A 12,653-nucleotide genomic window follows, 5' to 3' on the forward strand; every position below is an offset into this window, starting at 1 on the left:
TTACTTTTTATAAAATTATCTATTATTTTTTAATTACTGTGATTCTCAACAATCCTCTTCCCAATCTCCAAAATCTTCTCCCTAAGTCCCACCGGCTCTAAAACTTCAAATCCATCCCTTAGGCCTAATAATTCAATACAAATTCCATCTATTCCATAAGTTAAAAATTCATATGTAACATGATCATTTTCTTCAGAAACTATTCTTTTATTTACTCCAACTTTTTCTTTTATTATCTTTGCCGCTTCTTTATTAAACCTAACAACAACTTTAGTTTCTTTGTCTATGCCTCCAAACATATGCCATGACTTAGAAAGATAATCAGAAAGTGAAAAATTAGATTCTTCTTTATCTTCATCTAAAATCTCTATTCGTTTTATTCTATCAAGCCTATAAGTTCTATCTTCTTTCTTCTCATTTAATGCTATGAGATATACTAGTCCATTATCAAAAGTTATGTTTTGTGGCTCTAAAATATATTCTCTGATATCAACGCTTGATCTTCTATATACCATTTTAATTTTCTTCTTATTTATAAAAGCCTTGTATATATTTTTCAAAATATCTTCATGATAATATTCATCCATATGATTGTTTTTTTCAAAGGAGAATAGCCTTTCCATTTCCTTTTTTTCCTTGTCACCAACAAATTTGAATAGCTCTTTTTCGATTATTTTAACTTTAGTAGGCAATATATATTGAGATCTTAATAAAATAATCAATATAAACCAAATATCCATTGGTTCAAGCTTACTATTATTAATTATTTCTTTAAATATGCCTTGATCTTCTATTACATATTTCTTATTCTTCTTATCCCATCTCATTTCTACACCTAATTCTTCTTTTAGGTATTTAACATAGCTGCTTATGGTTCTTTCAGAAACTCCAAATTTCTCTGCTAGTTCTGTTCTTCCTTGAACATTAGAATTATTTATAGATATAAATGTATTGATAGCATTTTCACAAAAATTTTGTTTCATTACTTATATTCTCCTTAATAACATATCATAGTAGAGTGAAACTTAAGTTCATTTAAATATATTTTATCACAAATTTCAGAACATTCTTCATATTTTTCATATAAAAATAAGAGCTTACCACAAATAAGCTCTCATAGAATATATTGCACTAACAATGCTATTAGAATTATTATTTCTTAAATTTGAGGAATTGCATGTCCACAACTCTGTTAATATAACTACTTCAAATACGTTTAGCTTGTTCTTCTAATCAATTCAACATCTTTTTCAATTCATCAATAGTTTTACTTTCTTCAGATAAATCAACAGTATATACCCTGATCTTTTTATCTGGCATGTCATCTAAATACCATGATTCCAAATATTCTTTACCCTCAGTATTTATTGAAGAATTCTTTGGATATAATAAAATCACAGTTTCAGCCTCTTTATATCTTGTTAAATATGCATACATTTGATAAAGATCTTCTCTTTTAACTCCATGTCTATTGTAACTGCTGTCTATTCTTTTCCATTTTGTATCTATTATTATTTTTTCCATTCCATCCTTTTCTATGACAATATCAGGTTTTAATTGAAAAATACTTCTATTACTATCTTCTTTAATCATAAGCTTATATTTATTATGTTGAGGATAAACAATACCCTCTTCAATATTGTTGGTTAAAAGATTGCATATATACTTTTCAAAAACTTCATTCATCTTAAACAATATTGAAAATGATTCATTTGCACCATTGCTTCCAATAGTTGAATACCCATTAATCAGCATTTTAGCTAATATAAAAGCTTCTTTAAACCTACTATTAAGTCTATTAAATTTATAGTTAAATATTTCTTTACTACAAATTTGTATATTTGATACATCAGCCAAATTAGCCAGGGAATGACGTAAACTTTTTATTGTATTGTTATTTTTTACATTAGTAAGTAATTTTAATATGCAATAATTAAATAATTGATTTAAAACATTATCTTTAGAAAATTCTTCAAACCTACAGGCTGCTCTACTGCTATGAGCAGCTATATTGTTAATATGCTTTTGTACTAATAGTTTTCCTTTTAATGCTGCTATATTATCTTCAAAATAAACATATTCAAGATATGGTCCTTTTGCTAACTCATCTTGTAATGTTTTAGCAAAAAGATATGCAAAAATCTCGTTTAAATTCATTTTATACATATTTAAAAGCCCTATCTTTGAATAATTCACTTTTATTATTCCACACTTTTGAAGCATATTAATTAATGACTTTCTTCCTTCTTCATAATTATTTTCGTGAAGATTTATTTTAGGCAATATCTCTATGCAAAAATTAGATAATTTTATATAACCTACATAATTTATAAATGTTATATTATTTCTTGTCCAAACGATGTTATCTTTATCTAGCTTATTTTTTTCTACATACCTAAAAAGTTCATCTGCTTCCTTATTAGTTATTGAATTCAATTCATGATTTTCACTAATTTTTAAATTATTATAGGATTCATAAATAGTAATATGTTTCATAATACTAATCCTCAGCCTTAACACTACTATACAAATTAATAAATGCATCCTTGCTTGGATTTTCTACTATTGCATATTTATATTGTGAAGGATATTCATTTGAAATATTTTCATTATTAAATAACTTTCTTGGATTTACTTTTTCTTTAGTTATGAAATAATTATTCTCTCCTGGCTTTCCTGCTCCCCCTAAAATAAGTTCTATCTTTTCAAAATCTCCATAGAAATATTCTTGAAGTAATGGAATAATCTTTTTATTCATAATTTCAACAATTCCCTCAAAGTTTAAATTATCTTTTATAAAGAAAGCATGGCCGATTGTGTGATCTCTATCAAATAAAAATTCTATTCTTCTATTTATAACTTTTAAAAGTTCTTTAAGATTAATTCCATCAACATTTTCACTTAATAATTCTGGATTTGGCATATATTCAATAAATTCAAATCTTCTTCTTAGAGCAGTATCCAAAAGTGCTATAGATCTATCTGCTGTATTCATTGTTCCTATAATATATAAATTGCTTGGAACACCAAAAGGCTCATTTGAATACGGCAATGTAACCTTTATTTGATTTTTCTCACCAAGTCTTTTATCTTCTTCGATTAAAGTAATTAATTCACCGAAAATCTTAGAAATGTTTCCTCTATTAATTTCATCTATTATCAAAACATATTTCTTTTCTTCGCTGTTTATTTCTGTCGCTGAAATAAGGTCCTTTATATTTTCAATATTCAAATCCTTTTTATAAAACTGATATATTGATTGCTGAGAGAATTTCTTCTCATTCAATATTCTTTTTACATCTATTCCATCACTTACATATAGCCATTCAACCTTTCTAAAATGGCTATAGGAGATCTCTGTATTAGGATCATAATAATAATCTCCTGTTACTTTTCCTATAGCTCTAGCTTTAAGGTTTCCATAGGATATTATCACAATATCATCTTTTTCCATCCAAAGCTTAAATCTATTCATAGCATCTATGTCAAACTCATCACTTTTAGCTGATGGATATTGTTTTAAATATTCATTTTTTATCTCTTCTTTATTACTGCAGTTTTTATAGTCTACATCTCCGCCTTTACCTAGGGCTATGCAGTCATTATCTATGCAATATTTATATATATCGTAATCCCCATCTTTGCTTCCCAGTGACATTTTATAAAAATTGATATTCTCTTCTTCAAATTCATATTTTGAACCACGTTTTTCAATTTTTTCAGATGCAGTTTTGCAGATCTGCTTAAAGATTCCATCCTTTGGAACAAACCCATTTCCTTCATCATCACTTCTTAATCCTTCAACAAAATCTTCATATGAATATGATTGATGAAAAGTACAAAATGATATTTGTCCTATTTCAAGCAGTTTATTAAATTCATTACTTAATTCTTCTCTGCTACAATTGTTTCTCATCAGCTCGCTATATCTTATAGGATTAATTATTTCTAATGCTTTATTTACTACATTGAAAGTCTTCCCTGTTCCAGGAGGCCCGTATAATATTATATTTTTACTATCATCCTTCATAATTGATTCGCCTTCACTTTCAACAATTTTAATTTCTCTTGTCTTTAAATTTTCTAATTTATGTGCTTCAGAGTTTAAATCATCCTTGCCTAATAAATTATTGTATTTTTTCAAAATTAGTTCATGTATCTTTTCTTCTTCTAACTGTGACAAACTAAAAAACTTTTTAGGCTGTAAATTTGGCTTTATAGTTATAGTAATAGAATTCATGTATTCCCAGCAAGTTATTACGTTTTTTTCTCTGATGATTTTTTCCCCATTCTTTTCTCTTCTTAAATTTTCTTCGTATATTTCCTTAGGTTCAGCAATAAAAGCGTCCTTTTCAGAATTATTTATTCTTTCTAATACAACAATTTCTATATCTTTTAGTGCTTCATTTAAATAATCTATCATTTTACTTACTTCTTGATTATTTAATATTCTGTTTGGTATTTTACCAAAAATCTTATCCATATAAATTCCCCTCATACTCTTATTATGAATTCAAATTTAATTTCTTTTGATATACATTATAGTTATATTGTAGCATAAACATCTATTATTTCTGTTGCTTTTCCTCGCATATGCTGCAATACTATGAACATATTCTAAGCAGCATTTCAAGAACGCTAAAAAGTATTACCTCTCTAGAAGTCCTATAGTCTTAGATTATTGAAATAATTTAAATTTTCCATACAGTTGTTCATATCTTCTAATTCATTACTCAGCTATATTAAATAATTCATAAAAGTACCTTTTATCCTCTTCAAATTCTTTTTCTATATCATCATAATCTATAAATGTGTTCTTATCATACACACAATACACATGCTTCACTGTAAAGTCTTCTTTTGCTGTAATATTATATGCAGTAACTACTTGTTTAACATGTTTCTTATAAGTCTCAATAACTACTCTGTAATTGTCATTTTTAATAGTCTTTTCATGGTAATACATTTTACTGCTTCTAGAAGATTTAAATATATAATCAGGAGAATTTAAAATTTCTTCAATCTTCTTCATTGTTATTTCTGGATATCTAACTTTGATATGCTTTTTATAATTAGCACTGTATAAAATTATCCTCTTATGTAATTTTCCAACTAATTTAAAAAACTTAAGTTTATCTTTAAAGTAGTACTCCATAAATATCCCATCCTTATGCAATATAAATTTATTAAAAACTATCATATCAAAATATTAAAATTTTGTTCTATAGTATATCCTTTAATAATAGCTTATCATAGTAGGATGAAATAAAATCTCACTCTGTTATATTTAATTTTAAAATTTATTATCAATAAAAATCTAGTTAATCTGTGCTGTTTAAAATTCACTTAATGGTAATTCATTTATATTATCTAAATTTAAAACAATAACATCCTCAGGTAGTTCTTTACTTCCTAAAAGTTCTGTAAAAATATCATCATAATGCTGAGTCCATTCCATTTCTGAAGCTTTTTTATCTCCCCACGTTGGATCATTAACAATATTAAGTAATACTAACTTAACATCATAACCTTTCTCCTTAAGCTTATATAAAAAGGCTAATCTATTCCCCAGCTGATAATGCTTTTCCATCCATATATACTTATCAAACTTTTTATCTTTATTATGACTTAAATTTTTATAAATTTCTTCTAAAGTGATCTCTATTAACTCCTTGCTTTCATCACTTTTAGCTGTACATGAGCTATTCATTTCATCAAGATGAGCTTTTGCTTCTACTAATATAATAGTTTTAGGCTCAGATTCAACAAATCCAATTGCATCCCACTGAGGTTGTCCAGCTGGCCAAAAGTCCATGTCCTTTTTACATATGCCTAGAACGCTAAGATTAGGACTATTGTTATTTAATTTATATTCTTCATAATTGTATTCTTTTAATGGTGAAATCCAAGTAATATTTCCTATAGTTGAATCTTTTTTCTGTATCTCTTTTGTTAATCCTTTTCCACCTTCTAAATTTGCTAATAGCTGCATCCAATACTTGCTGCCTTTTTTCCCTTCACCTTTTGATGTATTACTCATCTATTTTTCCTCCAAACTATCAAAACTTTATCTATTAAAAACTTATTCAAAAGTATAAATCCACAATCAATATACAATTCAAGATCCTGCTTTATGATAAAATTATAGAAATAAATCCTAAATTTATTTTCTTATTTAATCATCCTCAATATACACATCACATTTTTCATATCTTGCTCTTTTTAATAATAATAAAATTAATGCTTGCATATCTTCTATTTCTTTTATCCATTTATCATCTAGATTCTTATAATCTGTTCTAGCTAAATTACTGCTATCAAAAAGTGAAAATTCTTCAATCATTTTATCTATGTCATGTATTTTATTTTTATCAGAATAAACATCGCACCAACCCGTATACATGTTCCATTCTAATACTACTCCCTTGTCATATAAAATACCCCTCTTATCAATCTCCGCTATCATTATTGCCTGCAGCATAGGCTCGAAATATCCATTCCAAATACTTAATTCATATATTTCTTTGTCTTTGAAATGCAGATACAATACAATTCTGTGTTCACCTTCATATCCATCATAATATTTAGTATTAATAATCTTATCTCCAAATCTATCTTTATAAAATAAATTTCATTTGTCCTGCATCTTATATCTCTGATAGTTCTTTATTAATTTTCAAAATTTAAATTATAAAGATACTACTGAATTTACAAACAATTAATCAAGTTCTTATAAAATCCCTTCACTTCATAATCCTGCAACCCAGAAACTTGTCCATCTCCTAGTTCCATAATAATCCATTCTCTATTAGTTTTTTTAGCTATATCAACTGTAAAGAAATTGCTTTTTACGTTCTTAAGTTTTTCTGAAATTTCATTTACAAACTCAGGGTACTCATTTATTCCTTTTCCATCCCAATACCCTATTGTACAAATTACTTTGTAATTATATATAAACAATCTGAATTCATTAGAAATAGGCATTCCACTCTTTTCATGAAATCCAATTGATTCTAGATTAACAAATTCTCTTAATACTATTCCTTGGTTTAAATCTTCTCCTTGACCATTAATAAAATTATCAACTACTTGTAATGCCTTATCTGTCGCTGCTGCATTTTCAATGTAGCAGCTTTTATACCATTCATGTTTACGAGACTTTACATAATCTTTAACTATTACTGGTTCATCACCAAAGTCCTTTAAAATATCTATTGTCTCTTCTTTATTTGGTGCACTATTACTCCATTTTGTTTTAGGTGTAAGTCCTTCTAGATGCTTGTACCATTTAGGCAAGTAATGTGTATTTACATATTCTTCTGGATTGTTAATAAGATAATAATTCTTCTTTGCAAGCTTCTTATAAAGACATTCGTAATTTTTAGGTTTAAGCATCCACCCTCTATAAATTACTTTGCAATTTTTTTCACTTAATGGCACATTTACTTTACCAAACTCTATTAAATCTTCATAAGTAAATAAAAGTACATCAAACCCACTTGCTTTAGCTTCTTCATATTCTTCCGCATAATCAATATCTGGTTTTTTCTTATTAAGCGGGTCACTACAAAATAAGAAAGAAGTATTATATGTATTAAAGAAAACTTTGCCTATAAGCTCCAATTTTGTGCAATCATTTTTACTAATTAGCAACCCTATATTATTACATTTATCTACAAAGCAAGGTTTAAATAATTCCATATCTAAAATTTTAATCTTTTCCCCATTTAAAGATACTAATTCCTCACCAACTCTTATTGGCCCTTTATATTGTCCAACTATAACAGTTCCACGCCCTTTAATGTAAAACTCATATTCAACTTTAATAATAAACGTATTCTCCATTCCTTTATTTCCTCTCATAAATATTTAATCACTTACCATAATAATTTCTATATATTTTATTTTTAGATAAATATTCATCTACTAAAAATTTATATAATTTTTCTACAGGAGGTTGCATGTCATACCCATAATAATCACTAGACAGTCTTATAATTGGAATTTCAGATTCTGAAATTCCCTCAAACTCCATTGTCCAGCCATCTAAGTACAATAGTAATGCCATATCGCTAGATACGTGTCTTGATACATTTCTATATATTTCAAAATCATCTACATTTATGTATGGTTTCATCAATTCTATGTCATCATAAGTTAACTGTATTGCAATGCAATTTATATCCTCATCTATACAATTTTCAAATATATATGATAATTCTTTCGTAGCCAAATTGCAATTGATCTCAAATCTTAATTCACCACTTGCTCTCATTCCAAATTTCGTATAACACTTGCTCCCCATGAATTCACTCCAACACTAATTTATAATAAATTTCGCCAAAACACCAAACCCCTGATTAACCGCTACTCCATAAACCGGCCCAATCTCCTGTTTCATTCTCCTAACGAATTCCTCTTCACCATTTTCTTTTTTAAACTTCCTAAGATTATCAACCTTAAGCACTTGTCCATATTCTTCGAGTTGATTTTTTCTGTTTTCATCAACCACAAAGCAAAAGACTTCGTATTGCATTTCACAAAACCTATCAATATATGTATCATATTGTAGTAAATTATCACTTTTCTTACTATTTATATTCTTAAAAGTAGGTACCAAATTCCACATTTGATCATGAAGTACAAAGCTCCAAGGTATAAAGTGATCTATGCTTAAAACTCCATAATCATTATAATTTCTTTCTGTGAAATCTAAGCCTGTATATAAGTCAGTTATATGCCTTTGTTCAATAACTTGCTTCCATATCTTTGTCTGCTCTCTCAAGTCTCTATTTTTAGAAGCTTCTAATTTCATTAAGCATTTTATTTAATGTTTTATCTTGTGATGAATATATAAAATCAAAGAGCTTACGTTCATCATAATTGCTTTCCAAGTTATATGTATCTGAAATGTAAGTAGCTACTTTTGCTAAATTATCACATAATCCACAACTTAACTTATATTTCAAAAGAGGATACCAAGCTTTTACTACCATTTTACAGATTAGAGTCCTAAATTCTATTTCAAAATTATCCAAAGAAATTTCATCTAATAAAGCCAGCAGCCAATACATCTTATAACTTGCTACAACCTTATCATCTCTAAGTGCTCTAGAAAACGCAGCATAATCAACTTCATTACTATAAGGGACTTCACATATTTCTTTTGGAAATATTATAGTTTCTTGTGGCATATATACTTTATCCATTCAACCTCACCCATTTTAATACAATCTATCTACATTCTAACATTAAAATAAGACTTTACTCTACATAAACTATCATTTTAATCCAATTATTTACTCAATAGTTTCAAGTCCAATCCCTTTCCTAAATCTCCTTCGTTTCTGTCTCTTCTTAATCTCTAGACTTAAAAAGATCCTATTTACTTTAACCTAAACTATTTACAAACCTAAACAATACTTACATTACATCAGCTAATTCTTATCCTCTAAAAATTTATTAACTTCTTCTTGCAATTTAGCTTTTAAAAGTTTGTATTTTTCATCTCCAGCTAAACTTGAAGTATTGCATTCGCGGCCATCTGCTTTTATTATGTCTGATATTTTATTTCTTATTAATTTATTGTATATTTTTTCATTATTTTAATTTATTTTATTATATTTACTTAATTTACCATAAACCATTTGCATTTTTATCCCTCTTTTATCGTCCATAGGCACCTCAGATATTGTTTCAGATCCATTTTCTAATCCAATAACTCCTGTAATTGCTAAACATAATGCATCTATAACATCATCTATTTCAGGGATTTTGCCACATATTCCATAAGATAATGGACTTAAGCTTACTTCTAAATTTGCTTTATTTTCTTCAATATCTTTTGTGTAGTTTTCAGCATACACAGCTTGCCTACATGGAGTATTAAATATACTTGAAGTTTTTCCTTCTGTTAAAAGCTAAATGCCAAAACAATCTCCTCATCTTTTCCTATTACCGGCTCCCCTTCAGTAATCTTCATCAGATCATCATTTTCTACTTCATCAACAACACTAATTTCATTAATCTTCTCTTTTTTCTTAGGCTTACTTTTATTTTTTACCGCTTTCTTCTCTAATGTAGTTACTATCTCATTGGATAAATGATCTTTACTTTTGTATTTTTCCATATTTAATTTCTGAGTGGCTTCATTATCTACTTCCGTTACATTTTTATTACAGCTGTTTAAATGTACACTTGTACTTGTTTCCATACAGCTTTTATTATCAGCAGTAGTGACATTTTTATTTGCAATATTATCTTTTATATCAATTACTTTATTATCCTTATGTTTATTCTCACTCTCCACATTGATATTCTCTATACAGCTGCTGCTTAGCTGTTTCTTCTCGCTAATTTCAACTTCTTCTGCCTTATGTTTATTTTGAACTTTTTCTTTTGTTTTAATATTTTGATGCTTTACAAAGTTTTTTACTTTATATATTTTATCTTGAGTAAATTCAACCATTTCTAAGTCTATAAAAGTTTTTATAGCTAATTCTATTTCAGATACTTCTCTATTGAACTCTATAGCCAAAGTCTCTAGAGTATATGGTATATTTCTAGATAAAAATAATTCTCCTTCTAAATTGACCTTTCCGGCAAGAACCACAAGCCTAGTCCAAACATAATTTATAAGATCTCTTTTTTCCATTCTATCTATTATTTTGAACTTTGTATCCTCATACATATTCACATTAAATTTAACACATTTTCTTTCTCTCATTTTTAACACGCTCCTATATAAATAATTTATCTATATAGGATATATGTTTAAAAATGAAAGTTACTAATATAAATTAAAAATTATTTTATTCTTCCTATAATTTAGCTTCTAAAAGATTGTATTTTTCATTTTAACCTCTGAAATCAATTTTAAAATTATTAATTACTTTAATTGTTCTAACCTTTACAAACATCAATCCATTCATAATAATCAGAATACTTTTCTAATTCTTCTATGGTTACCCATTCACATCTTTTAATGATTCGAATCACTTCCTCTTAAGCTAAATAGCAAACCTTGCTGTATTTTTTCATCGTTTTTTATATAAATCTAATCTTTATAAACACGCAAAAGTGTTAATTAATCTATATTATAAGTATATTTCGCCATAAAATAAGAGCTTATTTCCATAAGCTCTAAAATGGTACTTCTTTATTCTCCATAGACTTTCCTTGCGCCTCATCTTCAAGCTCCCAAAACATATATTCATAATCATCATATATGTTAATCATCAATTTTTCTTCTCTTAGTTTTTTTCTTTTCTCAATAAGTTTCTTCTGCGCCTCAATGCTTTGCTTAAGTTGCTGCACATATTCCTCATCTATTATGATGCTCTCATTACAGGAATCCACAATTCACAAAATAAACCTGGCTCCCCTTCATCGAGATAAATCTCATAGTCAGTGTCTTCTGTCTGTTCATAGTCAGACTGTGGTAAGAATTCTTTAAAAAATCTACTCCACATTTCACTGATACAATCACCATTATTACCATAGCATTTAAAAACCACATATGTTGCCGAGTCAACTTCCCATATACGGTAACCTTTTTTAAGCATTGCTTCTTCATTATCTATATGAGTATCTTCATCAATAAGTACTCCAATTCCATAATCAAAAGTTGTTTCATTCTTTTTGGTAGGGCTGCATAGACCATATAAATCTTTTTTACCATCTGGCCTCATATTCCTAATTTCTTCTACTAAATGTTCTTTATGACATTCACCCCAAAAATCAGGAATGTCATGATTGCCAGCCTCATTCATAATTTCATTATTAAATGCTCGTACCTTTGCAATAAATCTTTGTTTGCCTGTTTCTTCAATCCTATAATTCATAGTGTTTCCGCCTTCCAATATAATTTTAATGGCTAAAGGGTTAAAGAGACAGAGTTGAGTTCCTTTTCTTTTAGCTAACTTTGGTGATACACCATGAAACCGATAAAAAGCTTTTGCAAAACTTTCTGGTGTTTCATAACCATACTTAAAGGCAACATCAATAATCTTACTGTCAGTTAGCTGTAATTCTTGTCCTGCTAGTGATAACTTTCTATTACGAATGTACTCATTTGCTGTTATTCCAGCCATTAAGCTGAATATTCTATGAAAATTGTAACATGACATATGCACTTCTTTTGCTACATTTTCGTAATTGATCTTCTCTAGGAGATGACTCTCCATATAATCAATTGCGCTTTGTAATGACTTTCCAAAACTCATCTATCCTCTCCCCTTTCACTATGTATTATAAAATTCCTTGTAAGAATATTCCTGTCCTAGTTTGCAGTATTTTGTCCTGTATGTTCTTTTTGTTAAAAAACATCATGTATTCTAGTAAAATCTTTTCTAATCTCTAAACCATAGAATTCCCCATCCCTTTCCTCATATTGATTACTACCAGATAAGACATTCATGATACCATCAATAAACCATTTTTCATTTTTGCACATTTGAAATAGGAATGCTTCCACTAATTCAATTTCTTTAGGCAGATTAATAACTAAACGTTTATTATCATTTGCTAGTTCTATAAAACTAAATTCATATTTATATTTCATAATTTAATTCCACCCAACAAAATACAATATAAATACATTCTACCATAAAAATAAGAGCTTACATTACATAAACTCTTATCTAAATACATCC

14 protein-coding genes and 1 pseudogene are annotated in these 12,653 nt (G+C 27.8%); all 15 read right to left on the minus strand.

The features are described 5' to 3' along the window. Positions 1-29: 29 nt before the first annotated feature. The 15 genes and pseudogenes from L3B96_RS08140 to L3B96_RS08215 all read right to left on the minus strand — a co-directional run bounded on the left by L3B96_RS08140 (position 30) and on the right by L3B96_RS08215 (position 12,562). Positions 30-983 (minus strand): WYL domain-containing transcriptional regulator, encoded by a 954-nt coding sequence (locus tag L3B96_RS08140; protein ID WP_238860164.1) that lies wholly within the window; start codon positions 981-983, stop codon positions 30-32. Positions 984-1,233: 250 nt separating this feature from the next. Continuing rightward, entirely contained in the window at positions 1,234-2,496 is a 1,263-nt protein-coding gene (locus L3B96_RS08145) for an McrC family protein (protein ID WP_238860166.1), read from the minus strand. Between the two features lie 4 nt (positions 2,497-2,500). Then, positions 2,501-4,483 carry an AAA family ATPase gene (locus L3B96_RS08150; protein WP_238860168.1) on the minus strand — a complete coding sequence of 661 codons (1,983 nt, stop codon included), beginning with the start codon at positions 4,481-4,483 and terminating at the stop codon, positions 2,501-2,503. Between the two features lie 246 nt (positions 4,484-4,729). After that, positions 4,730-5,155 (minus strand): DUF4258 domain-containing protein, encoded by a 426-nt coding sequence (locus L3B96_RS08155; protein WP_238860170.1) that lies wholly within the window; start codon positions 5,153-5,155, stop codon positions 4,730-4,732. Between the two features lie 180 nt (positions 5,156-5,335). Next, a complete protein-coding gene (locus tag L3B96_RS08160; RefSeq protein WP_238860172.1) occupies positions 5,336-6,040 on the minus strand; it encodes a hypothetical protein in 705 nt (234 codons plus the stop codon). A gap of 135 nt (positions 6,041-6,175) precedes the next feature. After that, entirely contained in the window at positions 6,176-6,547 is a 372-nt protein-coding gene (locus tag L3B96_RS08165) for a hypothetical protein (RefSeq protein WP_238860174.1), read from the minus strand. Between the two features lie 161 nt (positions 6,548-6,708). Then, the gene (locus tag L3B96_RS08170; protein WP_238860176.1) at positions 6,709-7,845 is read right to left on the minus strand and encodes an ATP-grasp domain-containing protein; all 1,137 of its coding nucleotides are present in this window, start codon (positions 7,843-7,845) and stop codon (positions 6,709-6,711) included. Positions 7,846-7,873: 28 nt separating this feature from the next. Next, a complete protein-coding gene (locus tag L3B96_RS08175; RefSeq protein WP_238860178.1) occupies positions 7,874-8,305 on the minus strand; it encodes a hypothetical protein in 432 nt (143 codons plus the stop codon). Positions 8,306-8,320: 15 nt separating this feature from the next. Further along, on the minus strand, positions 8,321-8,815 hold the full coding sequence (locus L3B96_RS08180) for an HNH endonuclease domain-containing protein (RefSeq protein WP_238860180.1): 495 nt from the start codon (positions 8,813-8,815) through the stop codon (positions 8,321-8,323). Next, on the minus strand, positions 8,796-9,209 hold the full coding sequence (locus L3B96_RS08185; RefSeq protein WP_238860182.1) for a hypothetical protein: 414 nt from the start codon (positions 9,207-9,209) through the stop codon (positions 8,796-8,798). Before L3B96_RS08185 ends, L3B96_RS08180 begins: the two co-directional genes overlap by 20 nt. Positions 9,210-9,605: 396 nt before the next feature. Further along, positions 9,606-9,899 (minus strand): annotated as a pseudogene (locus L3B96_RS08195) (hypothetical protein); the annotation flags it as partial. A 14-nt stretch (positions 9,900-9,913) separates the two neighbouring features. Beyond that, positions 9,914-10,726 (minus strand): phage replisome organizer N-terminal domain-containing protein, encoded by an 813-nt coding sequence (locus L3B96_RS08200; protein ID WP_238860185.1) that lies wholly within the window; start codon positions 10,724-10,726, stop codon positions 9,914-9,916. A gap of 416 nt (positions 10,727-11,142) precedes the next feature. Further along, the gene (locus tag L3B96_RS08205) at positions 11,143-11,358 is read right to left on the minus strand and encodes a hypothetical protein (RefSeq protein ID WP_238860187.1); all 216 of its coding nucleotides are present in this window, start codon (positions 11,356-11,358) and stop codon (positions 11,143-11,145) included. Then, on the minus strand, positions 11,331-12,224 hold the full coding sequence (locus L3B96_RS08210; protein WP_238860189.1) for an AraC family transcriptional regulator: 894 nt from the start codon (positions 12,222-12,224) through the stop codon (positions 11,331-11,333). Before L3B96_RS08210 ends, L3B96_RS08205 begins: the two co-directional genes overlap by 28 nt. Positions 12,225-12,316: 92 nt before the next feature. Next, complete coding sequence (locus tag L3B96_RS08215; RefSeq protein WP_238860191.1) at positions 12,317-12,562, minus strand: hypothetical protein; 246 nt, start codon at positions 12,560-12,562, stop codon at positions 12,317-12,319. Positions 12,563-12,653: the final 91 nt, after the last annotated feature.

Origin of the sequence: Clostridium sp. YIM B02569, from assembly GCF_022320765.1 — a bacterium.
In the GTDB taxonomy this organism is placed as follows: domain Bacteria; phylum Bacillota; class Clostridia; order Clostridiales; family Clostridiaceae; genus Clostridium; species Clostridium beijerinckii.

What these genes read in the sequence shown, in the direction of transcription:
- L3B96_RS08140 (WP_238860164.1), bottom strand. Translation starts at nt 983, where the DNA reads ATGAAACAAAATTTTTGTGAAAATGCTATCAATACATTTATATCTATA.
- L3B96_RS08145 (WP_238860166.1), bottom strand. Translation starts at nt 2,496, where the DNA reads ATGAAACATATTACTATTTATGAATCCTATAATAATTTAAAAATTAGT.
- L3B96_RS08150 (WP_238860168.1), bottom strand. Translation starts at nt 4,483, where the DNA reads ATGGATAAGATTTTTGGTAAAATACCAAACAGAATATTAAATAATCAA.
- L3B96_RS08155 (WP_238860170.1), bottom strand. Translation starts at nt 5,155, where the DNA reads ATGGAGTACTACTTTAAAGATAAACTTAAGTTTTTTAAATTAGTTGGA.
- L3B96_RS08160 (WP_238860172.1), bottom strand. Translation starts at nt 6,040, where the DNA reads ATGAGTAATACATCAAAAGGTGAAGGGAAAAAAGGCAGCAAGTATTGG.
- L3B96_RS08170 (WP_238860176.1), bottom strand. Translation starts at nt 7,845, where the DNA reads ATGGAGAATACGTTTATTATTAAAGTTGAATATGAGTTTTACATTAAA.
- L3B96_RS08175 (WP_238860178.1), bottom strand. Translation starts at nt 8,305, where the DNA reads ATGGGGAGCAAGTGTTATACGAAATTTGGAATGAGAGCAAGTGGTGAA.
- L3B96_RS08180 (WP_238860180.1), bottom strand. Translation starts at nt 8,815, where the DNA reads ATGAAATTAGAAGCTTCTAAAAATAGAGACTTGAGAGAGCAGACAAAG.
- L3B96_RS08185 (WP_238860182.1), bottom strand. Translation starts at nt 9,209, where the DNA reads ATGGATAAAGTATATATGCCACAAGAAACTATAATATTTCCAAAAGAA.
- L3B96_RS08200 (WP_238860185.1), bottom strand. Translation starts at nt 10,726, where the DNA reads ATGAGAGAAAGAAAATGTGTTAAATTTAATGTGAATATGTATGAGGAT.
- L3B96_RS08210 (WP_238860189.1), bottom strand. Translation starts at nt 12,224, where the DNA reads ATGAGTTTTGGAAAGTCATTACAAAGCGCAATTGATTATATGGAGAGT.
- L3B96_RS08215 (WP_238860191.1), bottom strand. Translation starts at nt 12,562, where the DNA reads ATGAAATATAAATATGAATTTAGTTTTATAGAACTAGCAAATGATAAT.